We start from the raw sequence: 26,509 nt of genomic DNA, 5'->3' as shown, positions 1-26,509 counted from the left end.
TGACCCTAACGCCACCCTTACGTTGCCAAACGTAAAGCTTGTTACTGGACACACTGTTCGACAACTTGGAGATGCGATGAACCTCGGGCGGTACGTGCGCCGGACAGCCGGCCACCACCCTGATGCCGAAGCCTTGGTCTGCGGCCCCGTCCGGCTGACCTACGCCGAGCTCGACGACCAGAGCGACCGTCTCGCCGCCGCGCTGCGCCGCCTGGGCCTGGACCGGGGCGACCGCGTGGCCACCCTCGCCGCCAACCGTGCCGAGCTGGTCGTCACCGAAGCCGCTCTCTACAAGGCGGGGTTGACACGCGCACCCATCAACGCACGGCTCGGCACCGGCGAGGTCAACCAACTGCTCACGGAGTCGGACGCCCAGGTCCTGCTCACCGACGCCGCCCACCTGGAAGCCGCCCGTGCCGCGGTCCCCGGCACCGGAGTGAAGTCGGTCCTCGGCTACGACGGGCCGAGCGATCTCGGCCCCGGCTACGCGGAAACGCTCGCGGCCACCGCCGCCGAACCCGTGGAAGTGGACTGCTCCGAGACCGACATCGCGGTCCTGCACTTCACGTCCGGCTCCACCGGCAGACTCAAGGCCGCCATCCAGACGTACGGCAACCGGCTGGCGCTGCTGCGCAAGTCGGTGATGAGTCCCGCCACCCGGATCGGCCCCGGCGACCGGCAGATCCTCGCGGGGCCCGTCACACACGCCTCGGGCATGCCGCTCCTCGGCATCTTCTTCGCGGGCGGCTGCGCGGTCGTACTGCCGCGCTGGGACGCTGAGGAGTTCCTCGCGACCATCCAACGCGAGCGCGCCACACACGCGTTCGTCGTGCCGACGATGGTCAACACCGTCCTCGCGCTGCCGACAGCACGGGACTACGACGTTTCCAGTCTGCGGCAACTCATCTACGGCGCTGCTCCCATGTCGCCGGCCCGGATTCGGGCGGCATGGGAGCTGTTCGGGCCCGTGCTCTCCCAGGGCTTCGGCTGCGGTGAGACCACCTCGGGCGTCCTCTTCCTCTCGACCGAGGACCACCGGCGCGCGATCGAGGACGGAGACGAGGAGCTGCTGCTGTCCTGCGGCCGACCACTCGCCGAGGCGGAGGTGCGGATTGTGGACGAGAGGGGCACGCCTGTCGCCGACGGGGAGATCGGCGAGATCGCCGTACGCGGCCCCGACGTCGTCCCCGGCTACTACAACGCACAGGACCTCACAGCCGAGTCCTTCCGCGACGGCTGGTTCCACACCGGAGACCTCGCTCGCCGCCGCTCCGACGGCTACGTCTTCATTGTCGACCGCAAGAAGGACATGATCATCTCCGGCGGGTTCAACATCTACGCCGTCGAGGTCGAATCGGTCCTGCACCAGCACCCCGACGTATACGAGGCCGCCGTCGTCGGCGTGCCCGACGAGCAGTGGGGCGAGGCCGTGAAGGCGGTCGTCGTGCCGCGCGCGGGCGCGGTCCTGGATGAGGCCGAGGTCGTCGACTTCTGCGCCGAGCGCCTGGCCCGCATGAAGAAGCCCCGCTCCGTGGACGTCGTGGACGCCCTGCCGCACAACCCCAACGGCAAGATCGACCGCCGCGCGATCCGCGAGCGGTACTGGACGGGCGTCGAGCGCCGCGTCCACTGACTCCCCGCCTCGACCTTCAGCCCGAGCTCCGGGCACAGGACCAGAAGAAGGAATCGCCTTGCCCTACACCCTCGAACCCTCCTACGACGACAATCCCCGCCTCAAGGAACTCGTCGGCCGACTGCGCGCCTATCTGACCGACGAGCTCATCCCATACGAGCGCGAGCACGGCATCACCGCCGAGAGTGCTCTCGACCGCCGCACGCTGGAGCACGTCTGGAAGCGAAGCGCGGAACTCGGCTTCTACGGCATCAGCCTGCCTCCCGAACTCGGCGGTCAAGGGCTGAACTTCACCGAGCTGTGCGCACTGAAGGAGGAGCTCACGGCCTCCGGGGCCGCCCTGTCCCACTCGGTGCTGGGCGATATGGGCGGCCCGCTGCGCGTCGGGGCGATCGTCAAGTACGCGACCGAGGAGCAGCTCGAGAGTTATCTGCTGCCCGTCATCCGAGGCGAGCGCGCCTGCTGCTTCTCCATCACCGAACAGGACGCGGGCTCCGACGTACGCCGTATGACCACCACCGCGACGCCGTCCCCGGACAGCGAGTCGTACGTCCTCGACGGGCACAAGGTGTTCTCCTCCGCCGCGCCCTTCGCGGACTTCGCGATCGTCGTGGCGCGGATGGCGGGGACCGAGGAGGCCTACAGCGCGTTCCTCGTCGACCTCGACACCCCCGGCTGCCGCGTACTCGACGGCGAAGTCCCCATGTCCGGGCAGCAGATGGAGGGCGACCTGGTCTTCGAGAACTGCCGGATCCCCGCCGCGAACCTCCTCGGTGAGATCGGCCAGGGCCTGCGCATAGGCATCGGGCGCATCACCCTCAACCGGCTCCTGCACTGCCCGTCCCTGATCGGCGCCGCCCGCCGCGCCTGGGACCTCTCCGTCGCGTACGCCAAGGAACGCGAGGCCTTCGGGCAGCCGCTGCTCGCCCTCCAGGCCATCCAGCACAAGCTCGCCGACATGGCCACTGAACTGTACGCGGCCCGCTCGATGGTGACGGCCACGGCCGCGCGCGCCGACCGGGGCGAGAACATCGCCGTCGAGGCCAACATGTGCAAGCTCTTCACCTCTGAGGCCTGCTTCCGCGTCGCCGACCAGGCCGTCCAGATCCATGGCAAGGCGGGGCTCACGCGCGGGCACGAGGTCGAGCAGATCTTCCGCAGCCTGCGCATGTTCCGCATCGTCACCGGCACGACCGAGATCCACAAGAACGCCATTGCCAAGGCACTCGTCTGAGTCAGCCCTTCGTACGGAGTCAGGCCCTACCCGCAGGAGTCACCCATGGCTTCCCAGCCTTCCGCGCCGCCCTCCGATGTGCTTGGCGATGAGGCAGTCGCCCCTCCGCCGTACGACCGGGCTCGGGCCTGGCTCATCACCACCATGATCGTCATGTTCATGGTCGTCAACTTCGCCGACAAGGCGGTCCTCGGCCTCGCCGCCGTCCCGATCATGGATGAGCTGGAGATCAGTCACGGCACCTACGGACTGATCTCCAGCGCCTTCTTCCTGCTGTTCAGCCTCGCCGGCCTCGCCGTCGGCTTCGTCTCCTCCCGCGTCACCAGCCGCACCCTGCTCTTCGTCATGACGCTGACGTGGGCCGTCGCCCAGCTGCCCGTACTCGCCGTGGCGACCGTCCCCACGCTGATCGCGGGACGCGTCCTCCTCGGGGCCGCCGAAGGCCCGGCCGCCTCCATGTCTATGCACGCCCTCTACAAGTGGTTCCCGCCGCACCGGCGGGGGCTCCCCTCCGCCCTGCAGATCAGCGGCGCCGCGTTGGGCACCCTCGTCTCCGCCCCCGTACTCACCTGGCTCATCACGGCCCACGGCTGGCGCTCCGCCTACGTCGCGCTCGCCGCCGTCAGCGCGGTCTGGGCGTTCGTCTGGTGGTACGTCGGACATGACGGCCCCTTCGATGACGCGCCCGCGGCACACACGAAGAAGCGGGGAGAGCGCAGTCCGCAAGCGGCCGGAACTCCACGCCTGCCGTACCGGAAACTGCTGCTGACCGGCACGGTCCTCGGCAGCGTCTCCAGCGCCTTCGGCGCCTCTTGGGCGCTGTCCCTCAGCCAGGCCTGGCTGCCGTCCTACCTCCGGACCGAGCTCGACATGGCCCCCGGGGCCGCCGCGAGCACCATCAGCGCCATCGCCGGCTTCAGCCTCGTCCTGCTGCTCACAGTGTCCCCACTCATGGACGTGCTCAAGAGCCGGGGTGTCAGCAGCCGTTGGTCCAGCGGCGCCACGCAGGGGATCGCGGTCTGCGTTGCGGGCAGCGCGATGGCCGTGCTCCCCTTCACCGACGGGACCGTTCCCCGGCTCCTGCTGATCGGACTGGCCTTCGGTACCGGAGCCGTCGCCGTTCCCCTCCACTACATGACCGCCGCCCAGGTCGTCCCAACTGTGCAGCGTGGTGCCCTCTTCGGCATCGTCGCCGCCACCGGCACCCTCCCCGGCCTGGTCACTCCCGCCCTCACGGGCTATCTCATCGACGCGGCGGACACGACGACCTCCGGCTACACGGCCGCCTTCCTCATCAGCGCCCTCGTCATGATCCTCACCGGTCTGCTCGCCGTCGCCTTCATCCGACCGGAGCGCGACGCCGAGCGCCTCGAGGTCGGTGTCCCCCACGGGAGTTGACCAGCTCGTGAGGGTCTCTCCCCTCGTATGCCGATACCCGACTCCGTCAGCGGGCCGAAGTTCCCGGCCGAACTCCATCGGCCTGGACTCCAGCCAGTCTTCTTCGCCCTGTTCAACCAGCGTCATGAGCGGCCAGACCCGCTCGAATCGTGGCTGGTCCGCTCCGGAAGCGAGGACAACTTCTCCGACGACGGGAAGTCCGTCATCAACGGCACCGAGCAGGCCGTCTACACCACAGGGGCGTGGTAGGAACCGCGCACTACACCGCCGACCTGACCATGAGCGGCGCGCACGAGGGCACGCTCACCGCGGACCTCTACGCCGATCCCGGTGCCGGCGACGGCCACGAGCCCAAGCTCGGTGACGCCAAGCTCGAGGGAACCGTGGTCTGACCTCCACGCGCAACCATCTCCTCGAGCGGCAAAGCGGCAACGAGAAGGGCCCCAGCACCACTACTGGCCTGCTGGGGCCCTTCCCCTTTTGCGCCGGCCCGCTCGCCGACGGTCACGTCAGAACGCAGCGCGTCCCCGAGAAGTTGGTCGGCATGCACTTGTTGCAGTGCACGCACAGCGAACGCGCCGCGCTCTCCTCCCGTACGCGGTTGACGAAGTCCGGCTCGCGCAGCAGCGCGCGGGCCATCGCGACTAACTCGAAGCTCTCCTCCATCGCCAGGTCTATCGCGGCCCCCTCGGCGTGCACTGCCTCGGTGAGCCGCCGCAGCCCCGGCACGGCCTGGGGCCGCATCCAGATCTGGTCGTACTGCGTACGCCCCTCGGGCGCGACCGCGCAGTACGCGACGGTGGTCATGCCCACGCCGCCCCACGCTGTCGCGACCAGGGGTGAGGGTGAGCACGCGCACCACATGGCCCAGATGACGCTCGTAGTTCCGTATCTGTTCGACAGTGGCCGCGTGCTGGTCGGCCAACTGCGCCCCAGCTCGTGCATGTAGAGAGTGTCGCCCTGCGCGGCGCGCTGTTCGGCTGTCCCCATACGAGATCGCCGAGATCGTCCCTGGCTTCCTTCACGGTCTGTCAGCCTATGCCCCGCGGACCCCAGGCGCTTAGCGCGTGGATCTCTGGTCACGGGTCAGGCGAGAGTGCGGCCGACGCGGAGTTCGGGGCGTATCGCGGCTGGACGGGGGACCGGCAGGTGTGCCGCACGTCTGGCCGCCAAGGAGGCGGTGATCGCTCGGTACCTCCAGGACTACCCGCGGCCGGTCGATGCCGGTCGTGGCCACCCTGCCCTCCGCGGGAGGGCGTCCGCTGATCCCAGTCTGCGAGGCGGCGACCGAGGTCTTGTCGTGCCGAGCCGGCGGACCTCGTGCCGGTGTGGCCCCGTTGCAGGCTGGATTCGAGGGCCGCGCCTCGATCCGGTCCTGGCTCTACAAGATCGCCACCAACGTCTGCCTGAGGGTGTTGCAGCCGCGCCCAATCCGGGTGCTGCCCTCAGGTCTGGTAGGCCTGTACGACGGACCCGATCGCCCGCCGAGTTCCGTTGCGCCGGGCGAGGTCTCGTGGGTGGAACCGTTGCCGGACGCACGGATCGCCCCGCCCGCCGACGATCCGGCTGCGGTGGTGGTCGTCTCGATGCCGGGGTGGTGGGGGTCGGGTGTGGTGGTGTTGTCCGGTGGTGGGGGTGTGGGTGGGGTTGTGGGTGTGGTGGGGGTGGGTTTTCGTTGTTGGGTGTGGAATGTGCGGGGGCCGCCGGGGGGTTTCCGGTATGTCGTGTATGTGTTGCGTTGCGTTGCGTTGTGTGGTGGGGGTGGGTGTGGTGGGGTCGGTGCCTCGTTGACGGAGTTGGCCTGTGGCTGTTCATGTGTTGATTGCGGAGGGTCACGCGGTGGTGCGGCAGGGTCTGCGGGATTTTCTTGGTGTTGATGAGGACATTGTGGTGGCGGGTGTGACGACGAATGGGCGGGAGGCTGTGCGGCTGGCTCGGGAGTTGAGTCCGGATGTGGTGTTGTTGGATCTGATGATGCCGGTGATGGATGGTATTGAGGCGACGGAGCAGCTTCGGCGGGAGTTGCCTGAGGTGCGGGTGGTGGCGTTGACGAGTGAGCTTGATGGTTCGGGGGTGATGGCGGCGGTGAGGGCGGGTGCGACGGGTTTTTTGTTGGAGAGTACGGAGGCTGATGAGTTGCGGCATGCGGTGAAGGCGGCGGCGGCTGGGCGGACGTATGTGTCCAGTGCTGTGGTGGCGCGTCTGGTGGATCAGGCGACGGCGGCGATGCGGCCGGAGCGGTTGACGGGGCGTGAGTCGGAGGTGCTGTTGATGCTGGCGCGTGGTAAGGCGAACAAGGAGATTGCGCGTGAGTTGCGGATCGGGCAGCAAACGGTGAAGACGTATGTGAGTCATATTTTCGACAAGTTCGGGGTGCATAGCCGGACGCAGGCGGTTGCGCATGCTTTGCGGCTTGGTTTGGTTCCTGCCGGTGAGCTGGCGCGTGGTGGTGCTGCGGCGGACGAGTACCGGTGGTCGGCCTGAGAGACCTTCCTTCTGTCGCGCCTGTCGCGCCTGTCGCGCCTGTCGGGCCTGTCGGGCCTGTCGGGCCTGTCGGGCCTGTCGGGCCTGTCGGGCCTGTCGGGCCTGTCGGGCCTGTCGGGCCTGTCGGGCCTGTCGGGTCTGTCGGGTCTGTCGGGTCTGTCGGGTGGGTGTCTGGGTGTTGGGTGCCGGGTCCGTTCGCTGCGGGGTAGCGGGCGGGGGGGGTGTGGTGGTGGCGGTCTTTGTACGCGGCAGGGGGGGTTGGATTCCACCGCGTGAGGCGGACCGTGGCGGGCGGACCGCGGACCGCGGCGGGTGGTGGGCGGCTGGCGGCGGGTGGCCGTTGGCGGGCGGGGGTTTTGGTCCTGGGTGAAGCCCGCCTGCTGTCCTGTGAACAGTTCGATGCCGTTCGGATGCTGACGAACACGCCCAACACGGATTCGCTGCTGTCCTGCTTGGTGGTCGGCCAGCCGGGTCTGCGGCGCATCATGAAACTTGCGGTCGTGGCCGTCGAACAACGGAGCGTCCTGCGTTACGCGATGCCGGGTATGACGTCGATGGAGACCGCCAGTTGCATCGAGCATCATCTCGGTCTCGCCGGCCGACGTGACCAGTTGTTCACCGACGATGCGGTCATCCTGATCCACACCGTATCGCGGGGCTTCCCTGTGCGGTCAGCAACCTCTGCCTGCAGTCCCTCGTGGCCGCATTCGATGCTGGTAAATCCCTCGTCGAGGAGAAGGCCGCACAGTCCGCGGTCGCCGAAGTCCTCGACTGAGCTTCTACTCCTCGAAAGTCGATGTCGGTGGCGCTGGATGCCTTGCATCCGATGATGCGCAGCGCTGGGGGAGGCCTGCCGTCTGAAGCAACGGCTCTCGCCGTCACTCGCGGCGGTGATGTCGCTGCAAGACGGCGCCGATGAGGAGGTGGACTGGGATGCGATGCGGCGGGCTTGGGGAGTCGTTTTCCCTCTGGCTGCATTGCCTTCATGAGCACATGCGGGGCCGGAGGCATCGGCGACGTGCTGGGCGTCCTCACGCCCGAAGCGGGCACGCAGTCACCGGACGGTCCGGGATTCGCAAGCATGGCCGGTGAGACAGTCGTCGTGCGGCAGACAGGGGAGTGCGAAGGAGGATCGGACGGGGTTGATGCGGGTCCTGGCCGCGTTCTTGTGTGGGGTGCCGGCTCGGGAGCCGGCTACGTCGGCTGGCTCATCGTCGGCGACGACCCCGACAAGTGGCCGGTGATCGTCTGGGAACGGCACGGCTGGCTCTACTGGAAGATCTACGGCGGTGGAGTGACGGAGTTGCTCCGGTGTCTGTTCACCATGGGCTTCGACGAGTGCCCGCTCAGCGGCGCCTCTCTTTGGGGAGAAGCCACTCCGCATTTCCTTCACTGGCGGGAGGGACAGCGACGCTGGGATTCCGGCATCGACCCCTGCACAGGTGAACCCGACCCCTGCTTCGGCATGGAGTTCGACTGAGCCCTCCCGACACCTTGCCGATGACCGCGGCACCTCGCCGACGATCGCCCCGCTGGGACCACTCCGGCGGGGCGATGCCGTCTTCCGCCGTCGGCACCTTCAGCGCCGGACTGGTCGGCATTTTCAGCGTCGCCCAACAGACGTGTGTGGCGGTTCTGCCGGAGGCGTGGTGGCGGGCCGGACGGTGCGTCCTTCTCCGCTGTCCGCGGGTGGGCTGTGATCCGCTACGTGTTCGGGGTGGGGCCTGTGTGGGGGTTCTGCGGGGAGGTCTGGTGGCGGGCTTCCGTGTTCGGGGTGGGACGTGTGTCGGGGTTCTGTTGGGAGGTGTGGTGGTGGCGGTGTTTGTACTCGGCAGGGGGGAGGCGGTCCAGCACGTGAGGCGGATCGTGGCGGGTGGCGGGTGGCGGGTGGCGGGTGGCGGGTTGCCGGGGTGGTGGGGGGGCGTTGGGGGGTGGCCGTTGGCGGGTGGCGGGGTGCTTTGTGGGGGTTGGTTGCTCGTGTGTGGGGGGTGGGTCTCAGGTGAGGGAATGTGTGTGCTGGGTCAGCGGGTTTCCTTCCCGGTCGGCCGGTGCCGCTTCGTGTTCAGGGAGGTGCCGTGACTGAGATCCCTCAATGGACGAGGGGCCCTGCTTCGGTAGCGTTCTCACCGGGTTCTGTGGTGAATGGGCGCCCTGTTCGTTCGCCGGTTTCTGGCGTGGTGGGTGTGCAGGAGCGGCCGATCGCGGATTACGCGTTGTTGTCGGATTGCCAGGGTGCGGCGTTGGTGGCGCGGGACGGGTCGGTGGACTGGTTGTGTCTGCCTCGTTTCGATGCGCCGTCGTTGTTTGCGCGGTTGCTGGATCGTTCGGCGGGGCACTGGTGGATTCGTCCGGTGGGTGTTTTTACGGTGCGTCGGGCGTATGTGGGGCCGACGATGGTGTTGCGGACGGAGTTTCGTACCGATTCGGGGACGGTCGAGGTCACGGATGCGTTGGCTGCGGGGCCGAATGAGGGTGGCCGGGTGTTGGGCCGTGTGGTGCCGAATGTGTTGGTGCGGGTGGTGGAGTGCACGCGGGGGTCGGTGAGGCTGGCGGTGGAGTTTGCGCCGCGGCCGGATTACGGGGCGGTGCGGCCGTTGCTGGCGCCGGCTGATGGCGGGTTGTTGTGTCCCTTTGGTTCGGGTTCGTTGATGCTGTCGTCGCCGGTGCGGCTTGAGGGGCGGGCGACGGCGCGGGGGCAGTTGAGGCTGGATGCGGGGGAGCGGGTGGGTTTTGCTCTGCAGTATGTGCCGGTGGGTGGGCGGCGGCGGGTGTGGAGTCAGGAGGATATTGAGGGGGCGTTGGGGGTGACGCTGGATGCCTGGCGGTCGTGGGCTGCGTTGAATCAGCGCTATGAGGGGCCGTGGCAGGATGCGGTGCATCTCAGTGGCCGGGTTCTGCAGGCGCTCACGTATGCGCCGACGGGTGCGATTGTTGCGGCGCCGACGACGTCGTTGCCGGAGGCTGTCGGGGGGGAGCGGAACTGGGATTACCGGTTTTCGTGGGTGCGGGATGCGTCGTTCACGCTGCGTGCGTTGTCGGTTGCTGCCTGTCCGGGGGAGGCGGAGGCGTTTTTCACGTGGATGGCGCGTACGGCTTCCGCGGAAGGGCCGGCTGACGGTAATCCGCTGCAGGTGTTGTATGGGGTGGGTGGTGAGCGTGAGCTGACCGAGCACACGCTGGGGCATCTGTCGGGGTGGGGTGGCAGCCGTCCGGTGCGTATCGGTAATGATGCGTGGCGTCAGCGTCAACTCGACATTTATGGCGAGTTGTTGGATGCGGCCTATCTGTTTCGCGGCCGGGTGAGCCGGCTGGATTCTCATGGCCGGGGGTTTTTGATGAGTCTGGCCGATGCCGCGGCGGCGCACTGGCGGGAGCCGGACCACAGTATCTGGGAGGTTCGTGGCCGGCCGCAGCACTTCGTGTATTCCAAGCTGATGTGCTGGGTGGCGCTGGATCGGGCCATTGCTCTGGCTGATGAGCTGGATGCGGGCGGCCGGGTGCCTGCCTGGACGGTGGCCCGGGCGGAGGTCCGTACGGCGATCGAGGAGCACGGCTGGAGCAGGCGGGCCGGGTCCTACAGTCAGGCGCTCGGTTCCGATCTGCTGGATGCCTCGGCGCTGATGCTGCCGATCACGGGTTTTGTCCTGCCGGACGATCCGCGGGCGCGGGCCACGGTGGCGGCTGTGCGGGAGCGGCTGACGGGCCCGCGCGGGCTGGTCCACCGTTATGAGCGGGTGGACGACGGTCTGGCGGGTGAGGAAGGGGCCTTTGTGATGTGTTCCTTCTGGCTGGCCCATGCGCTGGCCCTGACGGGGGAGGTGAGCCAGGCGCGCGAGGTGTTCGAGCGGGCCGCCGCGTGTGCCAACGACGTCGGGCTGTTCTCCGAGGAAGTGGATCCGGTGGGAGGGCAGTTGCTGGGCAATTTCCCGCAGGCGCTCAGCCACATCGGCCTGGTCAACGCGGCCTGGGCGATCGGCCGCGCGCAGGCCGCGTAGCACGGCGCGGGCCGCTTACGGCTGGGGCCGCGTACGGAGAGGCCGTGTACGGCTGGGGCCGTGCACCGGAGAGGCTGTGTAGTACGGCGCGGGCCGCGTACGGCTGGGGCCGCGTACGGCGCGGGCCGTGTATGGCTGGGGCCGCGCCGTACGGAGCAGTCCGCGTACGGCTGAGGCTGCGTACGGCGCGGGTCGTGTATGGCTGGGGCTGTGTACGGCTGGGGCCGTGTACGCAGGGGCCGCGTAGTGCGGCGCGGGCCGTGTAAGGAGGGGCCGTGCACCGGAGGGGCCGTGTACGGAGGGGCAAGGCTTCGGCGTAGTCGGATGGCGTCCGATTTGTGGCTGAGCGAGGCCAACTTCGACAAGAGCAAGAACCTTCGCGTGTACGCCATGCCATGGGAGGGGGCGGCGGCGGTACCCCGCCATCGTGCGAGACCGCCGCGCACCTCCCTCTCAGCCCTTCCCTGTCATCCCTTGCTCAGCCTATCGAGATTCGATAGATTTCCATCGTAACTCGATGGGAGGATGGGTCATGGGAAAGCTGACAGTGGGTGCGCTGCGCGCCGTGCTCGTGGTGATGCTCGCCGGCACCGTGTTCGTACAGGCCGGGATGGTGTGGGCGTTGGTCACCGGGAGCGATCCGGAGGACGGGTCGCTTCCGCTGACCCCGCTGCGCGTGATCACGATCCTGGGCATGGTCTCGGTCCAGGTCGCCGTGGTCTGCGTATGGCGGCTGGTATCGATGGTGCGACGCGGAACCGTGTTCTCCCACGCCGCCTTCCGGTACGTGGACATCGTGATCGGCGCGATCGTCGCGGCTGCCCTCGTGTGGTTCGCGGTCACGGCACTCAATGCGCCGGGCCAGCGGGACGACCCGGGCGTCACCCTCATCATGGGCGGGGTCGGCGTGGCCATCCTGGGGGTCGCGCTCATCGTGCTTGTGCTGCGGATGCTGCTCGCCCAGGCCGTCGCGCGTGACGTCGAAGCGGCGCAGATGCAGGCCGAGTTGGACGAGGTGATCTGATGCCGATCGTCGTCGACATCGACGTGATGCTGGCCAGGCGGAAGATGTCCGTGGGCGACCTCGCGAACCGCGTAGGGATCACGCCCGCCAACCTGGCGGTACTCAAGAACGGCCGCGCCAAGGCGGTGCGCTTCACCACGCTCGCCGCCCTCTGCGAGGTGCTCACATGCCAGCCAGGCGACCTGCTGCGCTGGGAGACCGAGGACACCGCGGGCGAATGAACCGTGCCTGCCGACGCGTCATCGCCGATCCCGCTCGCCTTTGACCAACTCCGCGAGCATCCCGGGGCCGTACCTGAGGAGATCCCGGGCCTGCGGGAGCGACTGGCCGAGGTGCCAGACCCTCGCGATCCGCGCGGCGTACGGCACGCTCTGGTCGCGGTGCTTGCGCTGACCGCGTGCGCGGTTCTGGCCGGAGCGACCTCCCTGCCGGCGGTGGGTGAGTGGATCACCGACGCCCCGCCGTCCGTCCTGGAGCGCCTTGGCGTACGGCCCGATCCGCTGTCCCCAAAGCGGTGCGTGCCAGCGCAGGCGACGGTGCGACGGCTGCTGGGCCGCATCGACGGCGACGCGTTGGGCCGGGCGGTGGGCCGCTGGCCGGCCGACCGGCGCGCTGGGGCCGACGGTCAGATGCACGCAGTGGCGGTCGACGGCAAGACCCTGCGCGGAGCGGCCAGGGCCACGGGCCGCAAGATTCATCTGCTCGCCGCCTGCGACCACCTTCTGGCGGGCGTGATCGTGACCCCGACGCCATGCACACCCAGCGCGAGCCCGCCAGCTACCTGCTCGGCCGGGGCGCGCACTGCATCGTGATCGCGAAAGGGAACCAGAAGAAGCTCCACAAGCAGCTCCACAAGCAGCTCCACAAGCAGCTCCACAAGCAGCTCCACAAGCAGCTCCACAAGCAGCTCAAATCCCTTCCCTGGAAGCGGATCCTGCTGCAGGGCCGCACCCGCGACACCGGCCACGGCCGCGGCGAGATCCGCCGCATCAAGGTGTGCACGGTGAACAGCCTGCTCTTTCCCGGTGCCCGCCAGGCCATCCAGCTCAAGCGCCGCCGAATGGGCCGCAAGACCGGCAAGGTCAGCATCAAGACCGTCTATGCGGTCACCAGCCTTGCTGCGGAACAGGGCACACCCGCCGAGCTCTCCCGGCTGGTCCGCAGTCACTGGAAGATCGAAGCCCTGCGTCACGTCCGAGACGTGACGTTCGCCGAGGACGCCTCCCAGCTGCGAACCGGCTCCGCACCCCGCGCCATGGCGACCTGGCGCAACCTCGCCATCGGCGCCCTTCGCCTCGCCGGAAAGAGCAGCATCGCCGCCGGCCTCCGGCGCAACGCCCGCGACGCCATTCGACCGCTCGCCCTCCTCGGACTCACGTGATCACGAAACGGACGTCACACGACTACGCCGAAGCCCTGTACGGCGCGGGCCGTGTACGGCTGGGGCCGTGTATGGCGCGGGCCGGGTGTGGCTGGGTGTGCGGCTGAGGCCGCGGGCGTGTGGCCCGCGGCCTCAGCCGTGTGTGGGGGTGGGTGGGGTTTACTGCGAGGCCTGGCCTGCAGTCTTCTTTGCCTGGGGCAGCGGGGTCTGGTAGGTGGAGACCAGTGCCTGCTTGCCGTGGTCCACGGTCGTCCAGTCGTCCTTGAGGACGCCGCCGGTGTCGCCGGAGTCGGGGTTCCAGGACCAGTAGGTGTAGCTGATGCTGTTCTTCTTCAGGTACTGCATCAGGCTCTTCTGCCAGACGGCTTCGGTGCTGTTGCCGGTGCTCTTCTTGCCGCCGAACTCACCGAGCAGCACGGGGGCGGTGTTGCTCTTCTTCATGAAGCCCCAGTGCTTGTCCCAGAAGGCGGGCATGTTGTTGGGGAAGCTCTTGTCCATGAACCAGTTCTGGTTGTAGACGCCGGGGCCGTAGTCGTGGGCGGAGTAGACGACCTTGTCGGCTTCCTTGAGCTTGACGGGGTGGTCCTTGGCGCCGCGCAGTTCGCCGCCCCACCAGGTCGACTCGTCCTTGTACTTGTCGTTGCCCTCGACGAAGACCAGCCAGTTCTTGTTGACCGAGTGGATGGTGTCGCCGGCCTTCTCGGCGGCCATCTTCCAGTCGGTCTTGGGGTTGCCGTCGCCCCAGGTGGCCTGGCCGCGCGGCTCGTTGTGCAGGTCGGCGCCGATGACCTTGTCGTTGTTCTTGTAGCGGGCGGCCAGCGTCTTCCAGTCCGACAGCCACTTGCTCTCGGAGACCTTGTCGGTGTACCAGAGCTCGCTCTGGCCCCACTGGTCGGGACGGTGCTGGTCGAGGATGACCATCATCCCGTGCTGGGTGATGCTCTGGACGACCTTGTCCATGATCTGCTGGCCGTTGAGGCCCTTGAGCTCGGGGTTCTGCTTGAAGTCGATGCCGTTCGGCTTGCTCTTCGCGTCGAACAGCTCGTTGGAGTACGGCAGCCGCACCGTGTTGAACCCGGTGTCGACCATCTGCTGGACCATGGAGTCCAGGTTGCGCTTCCACAGGCCGTGCGGGGCGAACGTGCCGGTTTCCATGCCGAACCAGTTGACGCCGGTCAGGACCACCTTCTTGCCGCTCGCGTCGACGATGTCGCCGCCCTTGGTGTGCAGGGCGCCGCTCACGGGGCTTCCCTTGCCCGAGGCGTCGGCGTTGTTCGCCGTGAGCGCGGTGACGGTTCCGCCGATCGCGGCGATCGCGACGGCTGCCCCCGCGGCACCGAGTACCAGGTGCCGCCGGGTGAGACCTCGCCTCTTCGCGGGCGTGGCCTGGTCGGTGTGGTTCTCCATGGGGGAATTCATGCGCTGAGACTCCTGAGGAATTCGGGGATCGCGGTCTTGAGAATGCTGACGGTGGGTGTTTTCGCCGAAGACTTTGGGCATTCTCTGGGCGGTTCGATCGCGGCGGTGAGAAGGACGAGCAAAGCCGTGGGAAGGAGTTCACCGAACTGCCCGGACCGCCGGTCCGGCGTATCCGCGTCGATCAGAACCACATCCGGGGCTTCACCGCTGACCAGCGACAACGCCTCCGCTGTGGTGGCCACGGCGCCCACGAGTTCACATCCGGGCTCGTCCTGTACGAGGTCGGCGAGAGCCGCCAATACCTGCGGATGAGGCTCCACGATGAGAATTCGTTTCATGGGCGGCGGGCTCCTTCGGGCTTTTTTCTGCGATGCCCACAAATTTAGGGAAGGAGCCGTGATCGAATCGCCGTACGGGCGAGTGATTTCAGCACACATCAAACGGCCGAATTCGGGCTACCTCAATTGAGGTAGCCCGAATTCGGCCGTTAGTGGCGTATATGCGTTATGTGGGGATATAAGGAGGGATGTGGGTGGCGAGAGGGAGGGGGATGTGGGTGGGGCGGGGGAGGGGGGTGCCCCGGCTGCCGGCGCTGTCGTGCGCCCGGGCAAGGGGGTGTGGCCGTGTCACCGGGCCAGCAGGTAGCCGTACTGGGCGTCGAAGGTTCCCGCTGCCGCGGTGCAGCCATCGGTCTGACCGGGGGGTTTCACCCACAGGTAGGCGTCGACGCCGGCGACGCCGGTGCCGGTCGTGGGGGGCTGCCCCAGCCGCCGGCCGGGAGGATCGCAGGCGTGATGGCCCCGGGCCGGGCCGGCGCCGTTGCGGCTGGTGTCGATCACCATGCCCAGGCGCGAGACGCCCAGGTCCCGCAGCACCAAGCGGCCGTAGCGGATCTCGTCGCGGGTCCGGTTGAAGTTCGACACGTTAAGGGCGATGCCGTCCGCGTACCGGGTGGCGCCGGCATGCCTGAGGCGGCCGGCCATGGTGGGGGCGGGATGCCAGCCGGAGTTTCCCGCGTCGTAGTACACCCGGGAGTACGGGGCGCCGTCGTGCAGCATCCGGCCCGCGTAGGACAGCGCCGCGAACCGTTCGCGCCGCTCGCGGCCACTGAGGCAGTCGGTGAGGGCGAGCGCGTCCGGTTCGAGGATCACCAGCGCCCGCGCCGTGCCGATGCCGCGGGTGAAGCCTTCGATCCAGGCACGGTAGGCGGCGGCGCCGCCGGTGCCGCCGGTGCTGTGTCCGGAGCAGTCGCGGCGGTGCACGGCATAGGCGACCAGGACCGGCAGCGCGCGCTGGGCCCGGGCGGCGTCGACCACGGCGTGCACCTGGCCCTCGATCTTCAGCGGATCGGGGTCGGTGAACCAGGACGCCTGCGGCCTGGAAGCGATGCGCCCGGCGAGGACCCGCGCCCGGGGATCCCCGGAGTGCTCGCGTACCCACAGGGCGGCCGGGGTGTCGGGGGCCGCATAGAGGCGGGTGGTGGCGGGGTAGTGCGGCGCGGGCAGGGCGGTCGGTGCGGCGCCGGGGTGCAGGAGGCCCGGCGCGAACGGGGCGTTGGTCACCGCGGTGGTCACGGTCAGCAGGAGCCCGAGAGCGGACAGCAATGCTGCCAGCCGCACCCTCCAGCCACGTTGATGCGCGCGCCCCGGGGCCGGTTTTTCGGGGCGCGCACGCTCAGGGAAGGGACCATTCGAGCGGCCTGCCGTCGCTCCGGGTCCGACGGGGCTCCTCGAGGGGCCTGCCGTCGCTCCTGGTCCGGCGGGGCCCCTCGAGGGGCCTGGCGTCACTCCTGGTCCGAGGGGGTGACGCTGCGGCGGATCAGCAACCATGCCAGGACGGCCAGTACGAGGAGGGCGCCGGTCACGGCCACCACCACGAGTATCGGGCCGGTGTCCGAGGACCGGGGGGCGGTGCGGTGCTGGGGGTCCGCCGCCGGGGAGGCGCTGGCGGTCAGGGCCCGCGCCGGGTCGACGGTCCCGTAGCCGTGGTGGACGTCGTCATGGGCGGACGTCTGGTGGCTCGCCGTGTCCGTCAGCTTCTTGGCGACACCGGCGGCGGTCCATTGTGGATGTTCGGCGCGCACCAGCGCGGCGGACGCGGCGACCCAGGACGCCGCGTACGCGGTGCCGGAGCCCGTCCAGTAGTCGTCGTTGCGGGCCGTGGTGAGGATGTCGACACCCGGCGCGGTGAGGGCGACGTCCCGGCCGTAGTGGGAGTCGGGCCACAGGCCGCCCTTCTTGTCGGTGGCCGCGACCGACAGCACGCCCCGGTAGGCGGCCGGGTAGGACACCGCGTTCCCGCTCTGGCCGGTGTCGCCCGCGCCGGCCACGACCAGACAGTTGCGCCGCACGGCGTAGGCGACCGCCGACCGGAGCTCCTTGCTCGGCCGGCGGAAGGACACGGCGACGTCGATGACCTGGGCGCCCTTGCGTGCCGCGTACCTGATGCCCGCGGCGGTCGCCGCGGCCACGGGTGCGCTGTCCCGGTAGACCCGCACCGGCAGGACGCGGGCCTGCGGAGCCAGCCCGTACACGCCGTCCCCGTGGTAGTTGCGGCCGGTTCCGGCGATGATGCCCGCGGCATGGGTGCCCTGCACGTCCGTCACGCCCTGGTCGCGTGTGCCGTCGCCGCTCGCGCCGTCCGTGAGATCCGCACCCTTGACGACGCGTCCCTTGAGGTCGGGATGCGCGGCGTCGACCCCGGTGCCGATCACCGCGACCGTCACGCCCTGTCCCCGGCTGGTCTGCCAGGCGCGGTCGGCCCTGAGCGCGGACAGGGCCCACTCCGACCCGCGCAGCGACCCCGAACCCGTCAGGACGGTCGAGCTGGGACCGGCCGGGGCCATGGTGAACGAGGTGGTGAAAAGCAGTGCGCAGGCCGCGGCACCGACCAGGGTGCGCCCGGCGAGTACGGCGCCCGCAGCTGTGGGACCTGCCATCATGACGCTCCCTACCCCTGATGAGTGTCAGCAAGACCCGCCCTGGCAGGGGCGGACCGCACTCCCCAGCGTCCACGGCCGGTGTCAGACGTTGCACCCGCCAACGGGGGAGGGGCAGATCCCCTCTTCGGGGGAACCCCACACCCCTCGCCGCCCTCCATTTGGCGGGCCGATCCGCGCCTCCCCCAAAAGGGGGGTATGAAAGTCCTCCCCCGAAAGCGGGAGCCCGGATCCCCCGTTCACGTGATGTCCGCACCCTGCCCAGTCGCGCAGGGTGGTGTGCGGGAGGGCCCGCCGGGCGGGGCCAAGGAGTGCCCTCCCGCTTGGAGGATCCGCGATGCACCACTCCCGAACGGCTCCCGCCCCTCCCCGCGAGCCACCGGCTTCTGCCGGCCACCGCGAGCGACCGGCGTCCGCCGCTCCCTACGAGCGACCGGCTTCTGCCGGCCACCGCGAGCCGCCGGCGTCCGCCGCTCCCCACGAGCGCCCGGCGTCCGCCGGCCACCACGAGCGCCCGGCGCCCGCCCCTCCCCGCGAGCCATCGGCGCAGCCGGAGCCGTCCCCCCGCGCCACACCACGCGCCACACCCCCACACCGCGCCACACCCCCACGCGCCACACCCCGCGCCACCCTCCCACCCCGCGGCGGGCGGGGATGGACCCTGCCCACGCCCCGGGTACTGCCCACGCCCCGGGTCCTACGGTTCGCCGTGGTCGGCGGCATGGGCATGATCGTGAACACGGTGGCCCTGTACGCCCTTCACCGCCTCCTGCACCTGCCGCTGATCGCCGCCTCGGCCACGGCGGTGGAACTCGCCGTGATCCACAACTACGTCCTCAACGCCCGCTGGACCTTCCACACCGACGTGCGTTCGCTGCGGCGGTTCGTGCGGTTCAACGCCTCCATGCTCGCGGGCCTCGCCGTCAACGTGGCTCTCCTGTGGGCCCTGGTGCACGACCGAGTCCCCCTCGTGGTGGCGAACGTCCTCGCGATCGGCGCCGCCTTCGCGGTCAACTACACCTTCAGCACCCTGTGGGTATGGAGCCGGCCCCGGGGGAGCAGCCCATGCTGACGTTCCTCCTGTACGCCGCACTGACCGTGGTCTCCATCCTGCTCACCGTGCAGTCGGCCCACGTGCTGTATCTGATGCTCTACACCTGGGACCAGCCGGAGGCGGAGGCGAAAGCCAAGGCGCCGGACACCTTCCTGCCGCCCGAGCTGTCCTTCACCGTCATGCTCCCGGCCCGGCACGAAGAGAACGTCATCAAGACCACCATCGACCGGGTGGTGCGCTGCGACTACCCGCCCGACCTGCTCGAGGTCTTCGTCATCTGCTCGGCGGACGACACCGGCACCATCGACAAGGCCGAGGAGGAGATCGCCGAAGTCGCCCGCGAGGGCGTGCACAACGTCGAGGTGATCGTCTTCGACGACCAGCCCATCAACAAACCGCACGGCCTCAACACCGCCCTGCCGCACGCCAGTTGTGACGTGGTGACCATCTTCGACGCGGAGGACGACATCCACCCCGCGATCTTCCAGCTGGTCAACACCGTGATGATCAACGACCGGGTCAACGTGGTCCAGTCCGGCGTACAGCTGATGAACTATCAGTCCACCTGGTACTCCGCACTGAACGTCCTGGAATACTTCTTCTGGTTCAAAAGCCGCCTGCACTACCACGCCCTGGAAGGGGCCATCCCGCTGGGCGGCAACACGGTCTTCTTCCAGCGCGAGCTGCTGGTGCGCCTGGGCGGCTGGGACGACCACAACCTCACCGAGGACGCCGACCTGGGCCTGAGAGTGTCCGCCGCGGGGGAGCGGGTGCGGGTGGTCTACGACGACCGGTACGTCACCCGGGAGGAGACCCCGCCCACGCTCGGCCAGTTCATCCGCCAGCGCACCCGCTGGAGCCAGGGCTTCATGCAGACCCTGCACAAGGGCACCTGGAAACAGATGCCCACCCGCAAACAGCGCTGGCTGGCCTTCTACGTACTCGCCTTCCCGCACGGGCAGGCACTGCTGGGCGTGTACCTGATCGTCTCCCTGGCCACGATGTTCCTGCTGAAGGTGCCGGTCCTGGTCGCGCTCGTGTCCTCCCTGCCGGTGCTGATGCTCCTGGCACACTTCGTGACCCAGGCGGTGGGACTGTACGAGTTCGCCGACGCCCACGGACTGCAGGCCACCCCCAGAGCCGTCCTGCGCATGGCCGTTGCCTGGTACCCGTACCAGCTCGTCCTCGCCTACGCCGCGACCCGCGCCATGCGACGGCAGCTGGCCGGCCGCACCAACTGGGAGAAGACCCAGCACGTCGGCGCCCACCGGGCCCACGGCGAGGGGGCGGACATCCATGTCGCATGAGGGCAGGCCACGCCTGGTCGTCGTCCACGACGGGGACCGCCCGCCCGGCGGGCGGGCCACACCGCCCGCACCCCGGCGCCCGCAGCCGGCGATCATCACGGGCCGGTTCCCCCGGCTGAACCGGCGCGGACAGATCGCGCTGGGCGCCGCCGTGTTCACCGGCCTGCTCACCCACGGCTGGCACCTGTTCCAGTACCCGCTGTACCTCACCGACGAAGGCATCTACATGCAGCGGGCATGGTCCCTGGTACGCCAGACCCGCCTGTCGCCGTACACCTACGACTACGACCACGCGCCGGGCGGCTGGATCCAGCTCGCCGGCTGGGCCTTCCCGCTGCCCAACCAGTTCGAGACGTTCGGCAACGCCGTCAACACCGGCCGGTTCCTGATGCTGCTGGTGCACCTGGCCAGCGTCGCCCTGCTTTTTGAGATCATGCGCCGCCTGTCCGGGAGCATCCTGGCGGCATCGGTGGCGGCATTCCTCTACAACGTCTCCCCCCTGGCCATCTACTACCAACGCCAGGTCCTCCTGGACAACCTGATGATGTTCTGGACCCTGCTGGGCATGTACTGCCTGCTGGGCCGCGACCTGAGGATCCGTCACGCACTGGGCGCCGGGGCCGCGCTGGGGATCGCCCTGATCACCAAGGAGAACGCCGTCTTCTTCGTCCCCAGCCTGCTGTACCTGCTGCACCGCAGAATCAAAAGCTCCCCCCAGCGCCGCTTCGCCACCTCACTGTTCCCCTTCGCCGTGGCCATCCCGGTGGGCGTGTACGTCCTGTACGCGATACTGAAGAACGAACTCCTGCCCACCGGCTTCGACTTCGACCTGAACAACCCCCCCGCCGACCACGTGTCCCTGCTCTACACCCTGTGGTGGCAGCTCAACCGCAGCCAGGGCTCCCTGCTCAGCTCCGGCAGCTACCTGTACACCAGCTGGCTCATCAAGGACACACCGTTCCTCCTGTTCGGCCTGCTCGCCATGGCGGCCGCCCTGTACTGGGGCTTCAAAGACCGAGAACACGATCCCGGCTTCCTGATCGTCGCCACGATGACCGCCGCCTACGCCTTCTACCTGGTGCGCGGCAGCGTGGTGCTGGACTTCTACATCGCGCCCATGATCCCGCTGTTCGCGATGTGCATCGGCCTGGTCACCGACCGGCTGCTGGGGCGCTTCCGCCCCCGGCTGAGGATCGCGGTGCCCGCCGTGGCCGCCTCCGTCCTGCTGCTCGTCCCCACCACCCACTACCTGCTGACCATCAACACCGAGGGCCGTGTGGCGGTCGCGGACCAGTACCAGCCCAGACTGAACCTGACCCGCATGCAGGAGCAGCAGGTCGCCTGGATACGCAAGAACGTCCCCGCGAACGCGCGGATCATCATGGACGACGACCTGTGGAGCGCCCTCCACGACGTGCGCCCCTTCTACCCCTCCGCGCACTCCCACTGGAACGCGTCCTCCGACCCTGCCGTGCGCGACAAGCTCTTCGCCAAGAACTGGCGCAACGTCGACTACATCATCATGTCCAACAAGATGCGGCAGGCCATACAGGGCAACAACGGCGACGGCCGCGAGAACTGGATCCTGGCCGCGCTCAAGAACTCCACGATGGTCTGGGAAACAAGTCAGGGCGGCATCAAGCTGCAGATCTACCGGGTCGGTTAGTCCCGGGCCGAGGAGGTGAGCGACATGCCCGACAACCCCGAGAACCGCGAGAACCGCGAGAACTCCGAGAACCGCGAGAACCGCGAGAACCGCGAGAGCCGCGAGAGCCGTGAGAGCCGCATGGACGGGCGCAGGGGCATACCCGAGCAGTCCGACACGAGCGAAGGGCCGCCCGGCACGGACGCCGGCACGGACGCCGGCACAGACGCCGGGGCCACCGGGCAACAGCCGCGGCGGCGGTTCACGTGGAAGAGGGTCGCTCTGATCGCGGTGGCCCTGGTGGCCGTCGGCTCGCTCGTCCAGGTGATCGCGAAGAGCGGCGGTTTCGGCGGCGCGCTCAACACCACCGGCGGTAAGTCCGAACACAACAAGAGCGTGCCCTCACAGATCAAGCAGCCCACGCAGAAACCGAAGACCGTGCGCCTGGGGGGTCAGAAGATCCCCCGGCAGTCCGGGCCGATCATCGTGGTCAACCCCGGTCTGGTCACCCCCGGCGGCACGGCCAGCGTCGAGGGCGCCGGATTCGACGCCAAGTCCACCGTGGACCTGCTGCTGAAGACCTCGGCGAAACAGACCAAGGGCCAGGGCCTGAGCACGGCGAAGACCGACCGGACCGGGTCACTGAACACACAGATCACCCTGCCCGAAAACATCGGCAGGGGCGCCACGCTGGTCGTGCAGCAGCGCAACGCGAACAATGTGGCCGAGGCCCAGCTCGTCTCGGGCGGCGTGGTCGGCTCCCTCAAGATCAACAAGCTGGTCGGCAAGCCCGGCGACGGCGTCTCCGTGAGCGTGCGGGGCTTCGGCGCCGGCGAGAAGGTCGACGTCTTCTGGGGCCGGGTCGGCGGCAAACCGGACGCCACGCTGACCACCGACGGATCCGGCGGCATCGGCCGCGCCGACATCAAGGTCGGCGTCGCCCCCACCGGCACCAGCACACTGATCCTCGTCGGAGAGAAGTCCAAGACCACGGCCACCGCGCCGTTCCAGGTCCTGGGCCTGTACCCGACCGTCAAGTCGTCGCCGTACGCCCTCAAGGCAGGCAAGCAGATCACCGTGTCGGCCGCCGGATTCGCCCCCTCCGAACGCGTCCTGTTCTACATCAACAGCGCCAACGGCATCCCGGCCTTCACCTCGAACGCCGACGCCAACGGCAACGTCGGCTCCGTGAGCTTCGACGTGCCCTTCGGCCTGGAAGGCACTCAGAGCCTGACCGCGATCGGCGACCGGACCCGGGCCGTGGTCCGCGCCGGCTTCGACGTCCTGCCCTACACCCCCACCGCCGATCCCAGCACCTACTCCGGCAAGGCCGGCACCGCGGTCAGCTTCTACGTGGGCGGCTTCGCCGCGAACGAGACCGTGACCCTCTACGCCGGCGGCCCGAACGGCGACGCGAAGAAGATCGCCACCTTCCCCGTCGACGCCAAGGGCGCAGCCGAAGCCGCCGGCTCCTACCTGATCACCAAGGCGGACGAAGGAGGCGTGTCCTTCAAACTCGTCGGCAGCAAGAGCGGTGCTTCCGCGAAGGCCTCCGTCAACTCCCAGCAGGGAGGACAGCAGCAGGGCGGCCAGCAGCAGGGCGGCCAGCAGCAGGGAGGACAGCAGCAGGGGGGCCAGCAGGGCCAGGGGCAGTAGGCCAAGGCGGCGAGCGGGGAGGTGCCCCGCAGCCGCCGGGCGACAGACATGTGAGGAGAACACCGTGAGTGTCGTCTTCGGGCCCAACAGCCGACGGGTCCTGCAGTTTCTCACCCATATCGAGGACCTGTCCCCGCAGCAGATCGACGAGGTCGCCGCCCTGTGGCGGCAGACCTCCAGCCAGACCCGCGCCGAGGCATGGGCACAGGTCCGGCGCACCACGACCGACGAAGAACGCCACCGCATCCTCGTGGCCGCCTCGGTGGCCCGCCGCACCGCCCTGGACGCGGCCACCAGCCACCACCGGCACGACTGGGCGTTCTGGGCAGCGGTCTGGGACGCGGTGATGGCGATCGCCGCCGGCGACCGGATCGGCGGCCACTACGACGTCCTGATCGCCCCCGTCGCCGCCGTCATGCCCTTCCTGGGAGTGTGCCGGCGCGACGAACTCGGCACCCGCCACCTCCCCGACGCCGTACTGGGAGGGAGCGGACAGCCATGACCCACCGCATCCCCGTCATGGTGGCCGACAACGACGCCGAAGTCCGCGAAGCACTCGCCGACCTGGTCGCCTCCCACCCGGCCTTCGAACTGGTCGCCCTGGCCGTCGACCACGCACAGACCATCGCCACAGCCAGCCAGAAACACCCCCGCGTCCTGCTCCTGGACGTACAGATGCCCAAAGGCGACGCCGCCACCACCGTCCGCACCCTGCGCGAACGCGCCCCACAGACACGCATCCTGGCCCTGTCCGCCTACGCCGACCGCGAGGCGGTCACCGACGTGCTGGCCGCCGGGACCGTCGGCTACCTCGTCAAAGGCGCACCCGCCGAAGAGATCCTGGAAGCCATCACCCGCGCCGCCCGCGGCCAGTTCAGCATGTCGGCCGAACTCGCCGAAGCCTGCCTCAAACCCCTCGGACGCCCCCCCACACCCCACACCCCCGACACCCGCCCGACCGTATCGATCGACGAGAAAGCATGCCTGCGCCTGTTCGAACAAGCCCCCTGCGGAGTCCTCGTCACCGGACCCCTGGACCGCATCGAACTCGCCAACACCCAGGCCCGGCGCATGTTCGGCTACAGCGCCGCCGAACTGCGCGGCAGACGACTCGCGGACCTGTTTCCCGAACACACCACCCCCCACGAACAAGCCCTCACACCGGGTACGCAGACACCCGCGCAGCGCAGGGACGGCTCACGCTTCCCCGCCCAGATCGGCGGCGGCCGACTCCGCGGCGGCGGCCACCGCCGCGTCATATACGTCACCGACCTGAGCGAGTCCGCCACCACCGGCGACCGGCTGCGCCAGCTCGTCGAATCCTCCCCGGACGCCATGATGGTCGTGGACACCGAGGGCCGCATCCACCAGGCCAGCCCCCGCGCCGAGACCCTCTTCGACTACAGCCGCGAACAACTGCTCGGCATGCGCCTGGAGACACTCCTGCCCGACCAGCCACTCACGGTCTCACTGCGGGACTGGACCGACCCGCGCCAGGAACCGGCCGGCCACAGCGTGGAACTGGTCGGCCGCCGCCAGGACACCAAACAGTTCCCGGCCGACGTCAGCGTCAGCCCCCTGCGCACCCCCGAAGGCATGTTCACCGTCCTCACCGTCAGAGACATCACCGAGGTACAGCGCGCCCAGTTCGTCCTCGAACGCAGCCTCGAACTCCTGGAGGGCACCGACCGCGACCGCCAGGCCCTGCTCAGCCACCTCATCCACGTCCAGGAGGAGGAACGCAAACGCATCGCCGCCGACATCCACGACGACACCATCCAGGTCATCACCGCCGCCGGCCTGCGCCTGCAGCAACTGCGCAGACGCCTCACCGACCCCAAGGACGTACAGGTGATGGACAAGCTGGACGAGACCCTCAAACTCTCCCTCAGCCGCCTGCGCCAGCTCATCTTCGACCTGCGGCCCTCCAGCCTGGAACACGGCAGCCTGGCCACCGCCCTGCAGACCTTCCTGGACCGGATGCACGCCGAGACCGGCATTCACCCCAAGTTCGAGGACCGGCTCCCCACCACCCTGCCCGTCCAGACCATGGTGCTGGTCTACCGCACCGCCCAGGAAGCCCTCATCAACGTCACCAAGCACGCCCGGGCGAAGACCGTCCGCGTCCAGCTGCTCGGCGTCGACGACGGCTGCCTGATGCGCATCGTCGACGACGGCGTGGGCTACGACCCCCTCGAGGTGGAGTCCCGCCCCGGCCACCTCGGCCTCACCCTCATCCACGAACGCGCACAGATGGCGGGAGGCTGGAGCCGCATCGAGAGCGAACCGGGCGGCGGCACCACCGTCGAGTTCTGGGTGCCACTCGCGGAACCCGGGACGGAGGGCAACGGTGGCGCGAGCGCGCCGAAGGACACCGAGCCATGAACAGCCCACCCGACCTCATCACGGTGCTGCTGGTCGAGGACCACCGGGCCGTGGCCGAGGGACTGTGGGCCCTGCTCGACGACTACGACGACCTGACCGTGGTCGGCTGGGCCGACTCCGTCGCCGAAGCCGAGCCCATGACACAGCAGCTGTCCCCGCAGCTGGCACTGATCGACTACCGGCTGCCCGACGGCACCGGCGCGGACGCGGCAGCCCGCATCCGCGCCCACGACCCCGCCATCGCCGTCGTCATCCTCAGCGCCGACACCAGCGACTCCGCCCTGCTGGCCGCGGTCGAGGCGGGCGCCAGCGGATACCTCCTCAAATCGGCGGGCGGCGACGAGATCGCCGCCGCCATCCGCGCGGCAGCCGCAGGCGAAACCCTCATCCCCGCCCGCACCCTCATGGAAGTCCTCGCCCGCCACCGCGAAAGCGCCCGCCTCACCGACCAGCAGACCGAACGCCTGGAGAGCCTGACCGCCCGGGAACAGGAAATCCTGGCCCTGATGACCCAGGGCCTCGACAACCGGGCCATCGCCGACCGCCTCACCATCAGCTACGCCACCGTACGCACCCACGTACGCGGCATCCTGGAAAAACTCGAGGCACGCTCCCAGCTGGAAGCCGTCGCCAAAGCCGCCGACTGGGGCTTTCGCCCCACCCCGCCCGCCCCACCACCACAGCCACCCGAACCATGACACCCCACCACCCCGGCCCCGACCGGGACCCTCACCACCGCCCTCGCAAAACGGCCGGACGCCGAGGCGAAGAAGAACGCCGCGACCGCCGCGTGCCAGGACGCCACCCCCATCAGCAGCTAGTCTCGGACCACGTCCGTCGTGGTCGCAGGGCAACGGATTGCGGGCTTGAAAAGCGAAGGGTTTCCGTCATCGTGGAGGAACAGCTGCCGCGCACCCGGACGGACCGGGACCGCACATTCGCCCAGTGCATCCTGC

The 26,509-nt window shown here is 69.0% G+C and carries 24 protein-coding genes; 19 read left to right on the top strand and 5 right to left on the bottom strand.

All coding sequences use genetic code 11. From position 1 onward, the window contains the following. Positions 1-76 precede the first annotated feature (76 nt). Genes EOT10_RS37970 through EOT10_RS41560 form a run of 5 tightly spaced genes read left to right on the top strand, consistent with a single transcriptional unit; the run spans position 77 to position 4,657 of the window. Complete coding sequence (locus EOT10_RS37970; RefSeq protein ID WP_127832941.1) at positions 77-1,633, top strand: acyl-CoA synthetase; 1,557 nt, start codon at positions 77-79, stop codon at positions 1,631-1,633. A gap of 58 nt (positions 1,634-1,691) precedes the next feature. After that, a complete protein-coding gene (locus tag EOT10_RS37965; RefSeq protein WP_127832940.1) occupies positions 1,692-2,867 on the top strand; it encodes an acyl-CoA dehydrogenase family protein in 1,176 nt (391 codons plus the stop codon). Positions 2,868-2,912: 45 nt separating this feature from the next. Next, positions 2,913-4,265: an MFS transporter gene (locus tag EOT10_RS37960; protein ID WP_127832939.1), complete on the top strand. Its 1,353-nt coding sequence runs from the start codon at positions 2,913-2,915 to the stop codon at positions 4,263-4,265. A 27-nt stretch (positions 4,266-4,292) separates the two neighbouring features. Next, the gene (locus EOT10_RS37955; protein ID WP_127832938.1) at positions 4,293-4,514 is read left to right on the top strand and encodes a hypothetical protein; all 222 of its coding nucleotides are present in this window, start codon (positions 4,293-4,295) and stop codon (positions 4,512-4,514) included. Continuing rightward, on the top strand, positions 4,508-4,657 hold the full coding sequence (locus tag EOT10_RS41560; RefSeq protein ID WP_189492638.1) for a hypothetical protein: 150 nt from the start codon (positions 4,508-4,510) through the stop codon (positions 4,655-4,657). The genes EOT10_RS37955 and EOT10_RS41560 overlap by 7 nt, the downstream gene beginning before the upstream one ends. Before the next feature lie 112 nt (positions 4,658-4,769). Here the strand turns inward: EOT10_RS41560 and EOT10_RS42960 are convergent, their stop codons facing one another. Next, positions 4,770-5,255: a hypothetical protein gene (locus EOT10_RS42960; protein ID WP_317617388.1), complete on the bottom strand. Its 486-nt coding sequence runs from the start codon at positions 5,253-5,255 to the stop codon at positions 4,770-4,772. An 813-nt stretch (positions 5,256-6,068) separates the two neighbouring features. On the opposite strand from EOT10_RS42960, the gene EOT10_RS37940 reads away from it, so the two are divergent. From EOT10_RS37940 to EOT10_RS42380, 7 genes are all read left to right on the top strand, one after another. Continuing rightward, positions 6,069-6,749 carry a response regulator gene (locus tag EOT10_RS37940; RefSeq protein ID WP_127832937.1) on the top strand — a complete coding sequence of 227 codons (681 nt, stop codon included), beginning with the start codon at positions 6,069-6,071 and terminating at the stop codon, positions 6,747-6,749. Positions 6,750-7,734: 985 nt separating this feature from the next. After that, positions 7,735-8,229 (top strand): hypothetical protein, encoded by a 495-nt coding sequence (locus EOT10_RS37930; RefSeq protein ID WP_189492635.1) that lies wholly within the window; start codon positions 7,735-7,737, stop codon positions 8,227-8,229. Positions 8,230-8,923: 694 nt separating this feature from the next. After that, positions 8,924-10,744 (top strand): glycoside hydrolase family 15 protein, encoded by a 1,821-nt coding sequence (locus EOT10_RS37920; protein WP_223281453.1) that lies wholly within the window; start codon positions 8,924-8,926, stop codon positions 10,742-10,744. A 532-nt stretch (positions 10,745-11,276) separates the two neighbouring features. Further along, positions 11,277-11,768 carry a DUF2975 domain-containing protein gene (locus EOT10_RS37915; RefSeq protein ID WP_127832935.1) on the top strand — a complete coding sequence of 164 codons (492 nt, stop codon included), beginning with the start codon at positions 11,277-11,279 and terminating at the stop codon, positions 11,766-11,768. Beyond that, positions 11,768-11,989: a helix-turn-helix domain-containing protein gene (locus tag EOT10_RS37910; RefSeq protein WP_127832934.1), complete on the top strand. Its 222-nt coding sequence runs from the start codon at positions 11,768-11,770 to the stop codon at positions 11,987-11,989. The genes EOT10_RS37915 and EOT10_RS37910 overlap by 1 nt, the downstream gene beginning before the upstream one ends. Before the next feature lie 3 nt (positions 11,990-11,992). Next, positions 11,993-12,580 (top strand): transposase family protein, encoded by a 588-nt coding sequence (locus EOT10_RS42385; protein ID WP_223281452.1) that lies wholly within the window; start codon positions 11,993-11,995, stop codon positions 12,578-12,580. Further along, positions 12,520-13,149: an ISAs1 family transposase gene (locus EOT10_RS42380; RefSeq protein ID WP_223281451.1), complete on the top strand. Its 630-nt coding sequence runs from the start codon at positions 12,520-12,522 to the stop codon at positions 13,147-13,149. The genes EOT10_RS42385 and EOT10_RS42380 overlap by 61 nt, the downstream gene beginning before the upstream one ends. Before the next feature lie 159 nt (positions 13,150-13,308). On the opposite strand, the gene EOT10_RS37900 is transcribed toward EOT10_RS42380, so the two are convergent. The 4 genes from EOT10_RS37900 to EOT10_RS37885 form a co-directional block, all read right to left on the bottom strand. Continuing rightward, a complete protein-coding gene (locus EOT10_RS37900; protein ID WP_127832933.1) occupies positions 13,309-14,568 on the bottom strand; it encodes a glycoside hydrolase family 5 protein in 1,260 nt (419 codons plus the stop codon). Then, positions 14,565-14,906, bottom strand: coding sequence for a response regulator transcription factor (locus EOT10_RS37895; RefSeq protein ID WP_127832932.1), 342 nt, complete (start codon positions 14,904-14,906; stop codon positions 14,565-14,567). Before EOT10_RS37895 ends, EOT10_RS37900 begins: the two co-directional genes overlap by 4 nt. Positions 14,907-15,194: 288 nt before the next feature. Continuing rightward, positions 15,195-16,187, bottom strand: a complete 993-nt coding sequence (locus EOT10_RS37890) for a glycoside hydrolase family 6 protein (RefSeq protein WP_223281450.1) — start codon at positions 16,185-16,187, stop codon at positions 15,195-15,197. A 164-nt stretch (positions 16,188-16,351) separates the two neighbouring features. After that, entirely contained in the window at positions 16,352-17,506 is a 1,155-nt protein-coding gene (locus EOT10_RS37885; RefSeq protein ID WP_223281449.1) for a S8 family serine peptidase, read from the bottom strand. 709 nt (positions 17,507-18,215) lie between these two features. Between EOT10_RS37885 and EOT10_RS42375 the strand changes: the two genes are divergently transcribed. The 7 genes from EOT10_RS42375 (at position 18,216) to EOT10_RS37850 (ending at position 26,251) form a co-directional block, all read left to right on the top strand. Next, positions 18,216-18,578, top strand: a complete 363-nt coding sequence (locus EOT10_RS42375) for a GtrA family protein (RefSeq protein ID WP_223281448.1) — start codon at positions 18,216-18,218, stop codon at positions 18,576-18,578. Beyond that, positions 18,572-19,867 carry a glycosyltransferase gene (locus EOT10_RS37875; RefSeq protein WP_127832930.1) on the top strand — a complete coding sequence of 432 codons (1,296 nt, stop codon included), beginning with the start codon at positions 18,572-18,574 and terminating at the stop codon, positions 19,865-19,867. The genes EOT10_RS42375 and EOT10_RS37875 overlap by 7 nt, the downstream gene beginning before the upstream one ends. Then, positions 19,857-21,533 (top strand): ArnT family glycosyltransferase, encoded by a 1,677-nt coding sequence (locus EOT10_RS37870; RefSeq protein ID WP_189492632.1) that lies wholly within the window; start codon positions 19,857-19,859, stop codon positions 21,531-21,533. Before EOT10_RS37875 ends, EOT10_RS37870 begins: the two co-directional genes overlap by 11 nt. Before the next feature lie 24 nt (positions 21,534-21,557). Next, the gene (locus EOT10_RS37865; RefSeq protein ID WP_189492629.1) at positions 21,558-23,168 is read left to right on the top strand and encodes a hypothetical protein; all 1,611 of its coding nucleotides are present in this window, start codon (positions 21,558-21,560) and stop codon (positions 23,166-23,168) included. A 64-nt stretch (positions 23,169-23,232) separates the two neighbouring features. Beyond that, positions 23,233-23,670: a hypothetical protein gene (locus EOT10_RS37860; RefSeq protein ID WP_127832929.1), complete on the top strand. Its 438-nt coding sequence runs from the start codon at positions 23,233-23,235 to the stop codon at positions 23,668-23,670. Next, a complete protein-coding gene (locus tag EOT10_RS37855; protein WP_127832928.1) occupies positions 23,667-25,553 on the top strand; it encodes a PAS domain S-box protein in 1,887 nt (628 codons plus the stop codon). Before EOT10_RS37860 ends, EOT10_RS37855 begins: the two co-directional genes overlap by 4 nt. After that, complete coding sequence (locus EOT10_RS37850) at positions 25,550-26,251, top strand: response regulator (RefSeq protein ID WP_127832927.1); 702 nt, start codon at positions 25,550-25,552, stop codon at positions 26,249-26,251. Before EOT10_RS37855 ends, EOT10_RS37850 begins: the two co-directional genes overlap by 4 nt. Positions 26,252-26,509 lie beyond the last annotated feature (258 nt).

This window comes from Streptomyces antnestii, assembly GCF_004005495.1.
Classification (GTDB): domain Bacteria; phylum Actinomycetota; class Actinomycetes; order Streptomycetales; family Streptomycetaceae; genus Streptomyces; species Streptomyces antnestii.
Note: the sequence above shows the minus strand (reverse complement) of the source record. Positions and strands in the feature narration are given on the sequence as shown.

Coding starts and splice junctions, on each gene's coding strand:
- EOT10_RS37970 (WP_127832941.1), top strand. CDS start 77: ATGAACCTCGGGCGGTACGTGCGCCGGACAGCCGGCCACCACCCTGAT.
- EOT10_RS37960 (WP_127832939.1), top strand. CDS start 2,913: ATGGCTTCCCAGCCTTCCGCGCCGCCCTCCGATGTGCTTGGCGATGAG.
- EOT10_RS37955 (WP_127832938.1), top strand. CDS start 4,293: ATGCCGATACCCGACTCCGTCAGCGGGCCGAAGTTCCCGGCCGAACTC.
- EOT10_RS42960 (WP_317617388.1), bottom strand. CDS start 5,255: ATGGGGACAGCCGAACAGCGCGCCGCGCAGGGCGACACTCTCTACATG.
- EOT10_RS37930 (WP_189492635.1), top strand. CDS start 7,735: ATGAGCACATGCGGGGCCGGAGGCATCGGCGACGTGCTGGGCGTCCTC.
- EOT10_RS37915 (WP_127832935.1), top strand. CDS start 11,277: ATGGGAAAGCTGACAGTGGGTGCGCTGCGCGCCGTGCTCGTGGTGATG.
- EOT10_RS37910 (WP_127832934.1), top strand. CDS start 11,768: ATGCCGATCGTCGTCGACATCGACGTGATGCTGGCCAGGCGGAAGATG.
- EOT10_RS42380 (WP_223281451.1), top strand. CDS start 12,520: ATGCACACCCAGCGCGAGCCCGCCAGCTACCTGCTCGGCCGGGGCGCG.
- EOT10_RS37900 (WP_127832933.1), bottom strand. CDS start 14,568: ATGAATTCCCCCATGGAGAACCACACCGACCAGGCCACGCCCGCGAAG.
- EOT10_RS37895 (WP_127832932.1), bottom strand. CDS start 14,906: ATGAAACGAATTCTCATCGTGGAGCCTCATCCGCAGGTATTGGCGGCT.
- EOT10_RS37885 (WP_223281449.1), bottom strand. CDS start 17,506: ATGGCAGGTCCCACAGCTGCGGGCGCCGTACTCGCCGGGCGCACCCTG.
- EOT10_RS37875 (WP_127832930.1), top strand. CDS start 18,572: ATGCTGACGTTCCTCCTGTACGCCGCACTGACCGTGGTCTCCATCCTG.
- EOT10_RS37870 (WP_189492632.1), top strand. CDS start 19,857: ATGTCGCATGAGGGCAGGCCACGCCTGGTCGTCGTCCACGACGGGGAC.
- EOT10_RS37865 (WP_189492629.1), top strand. CDS start 21,558: ATGCCCGACAACCCCGAGAACCGCGAGAACCGCGAGAACTCCGAGAAC.
- EOT10_RS37855 (WP_127832928.1), top strand. CDS start 23,667: ATGACCCACCGCATCCCCGTCATGGTGGCCGACAACGACGCCGAAGTC.
- EOT10_RS37850 (WP_127832927.1), top strand. CDS start 25,550: ATGAACAGCCCACCCGACCTCATCACGGTGCTGCTGGTCGAGGACCAC.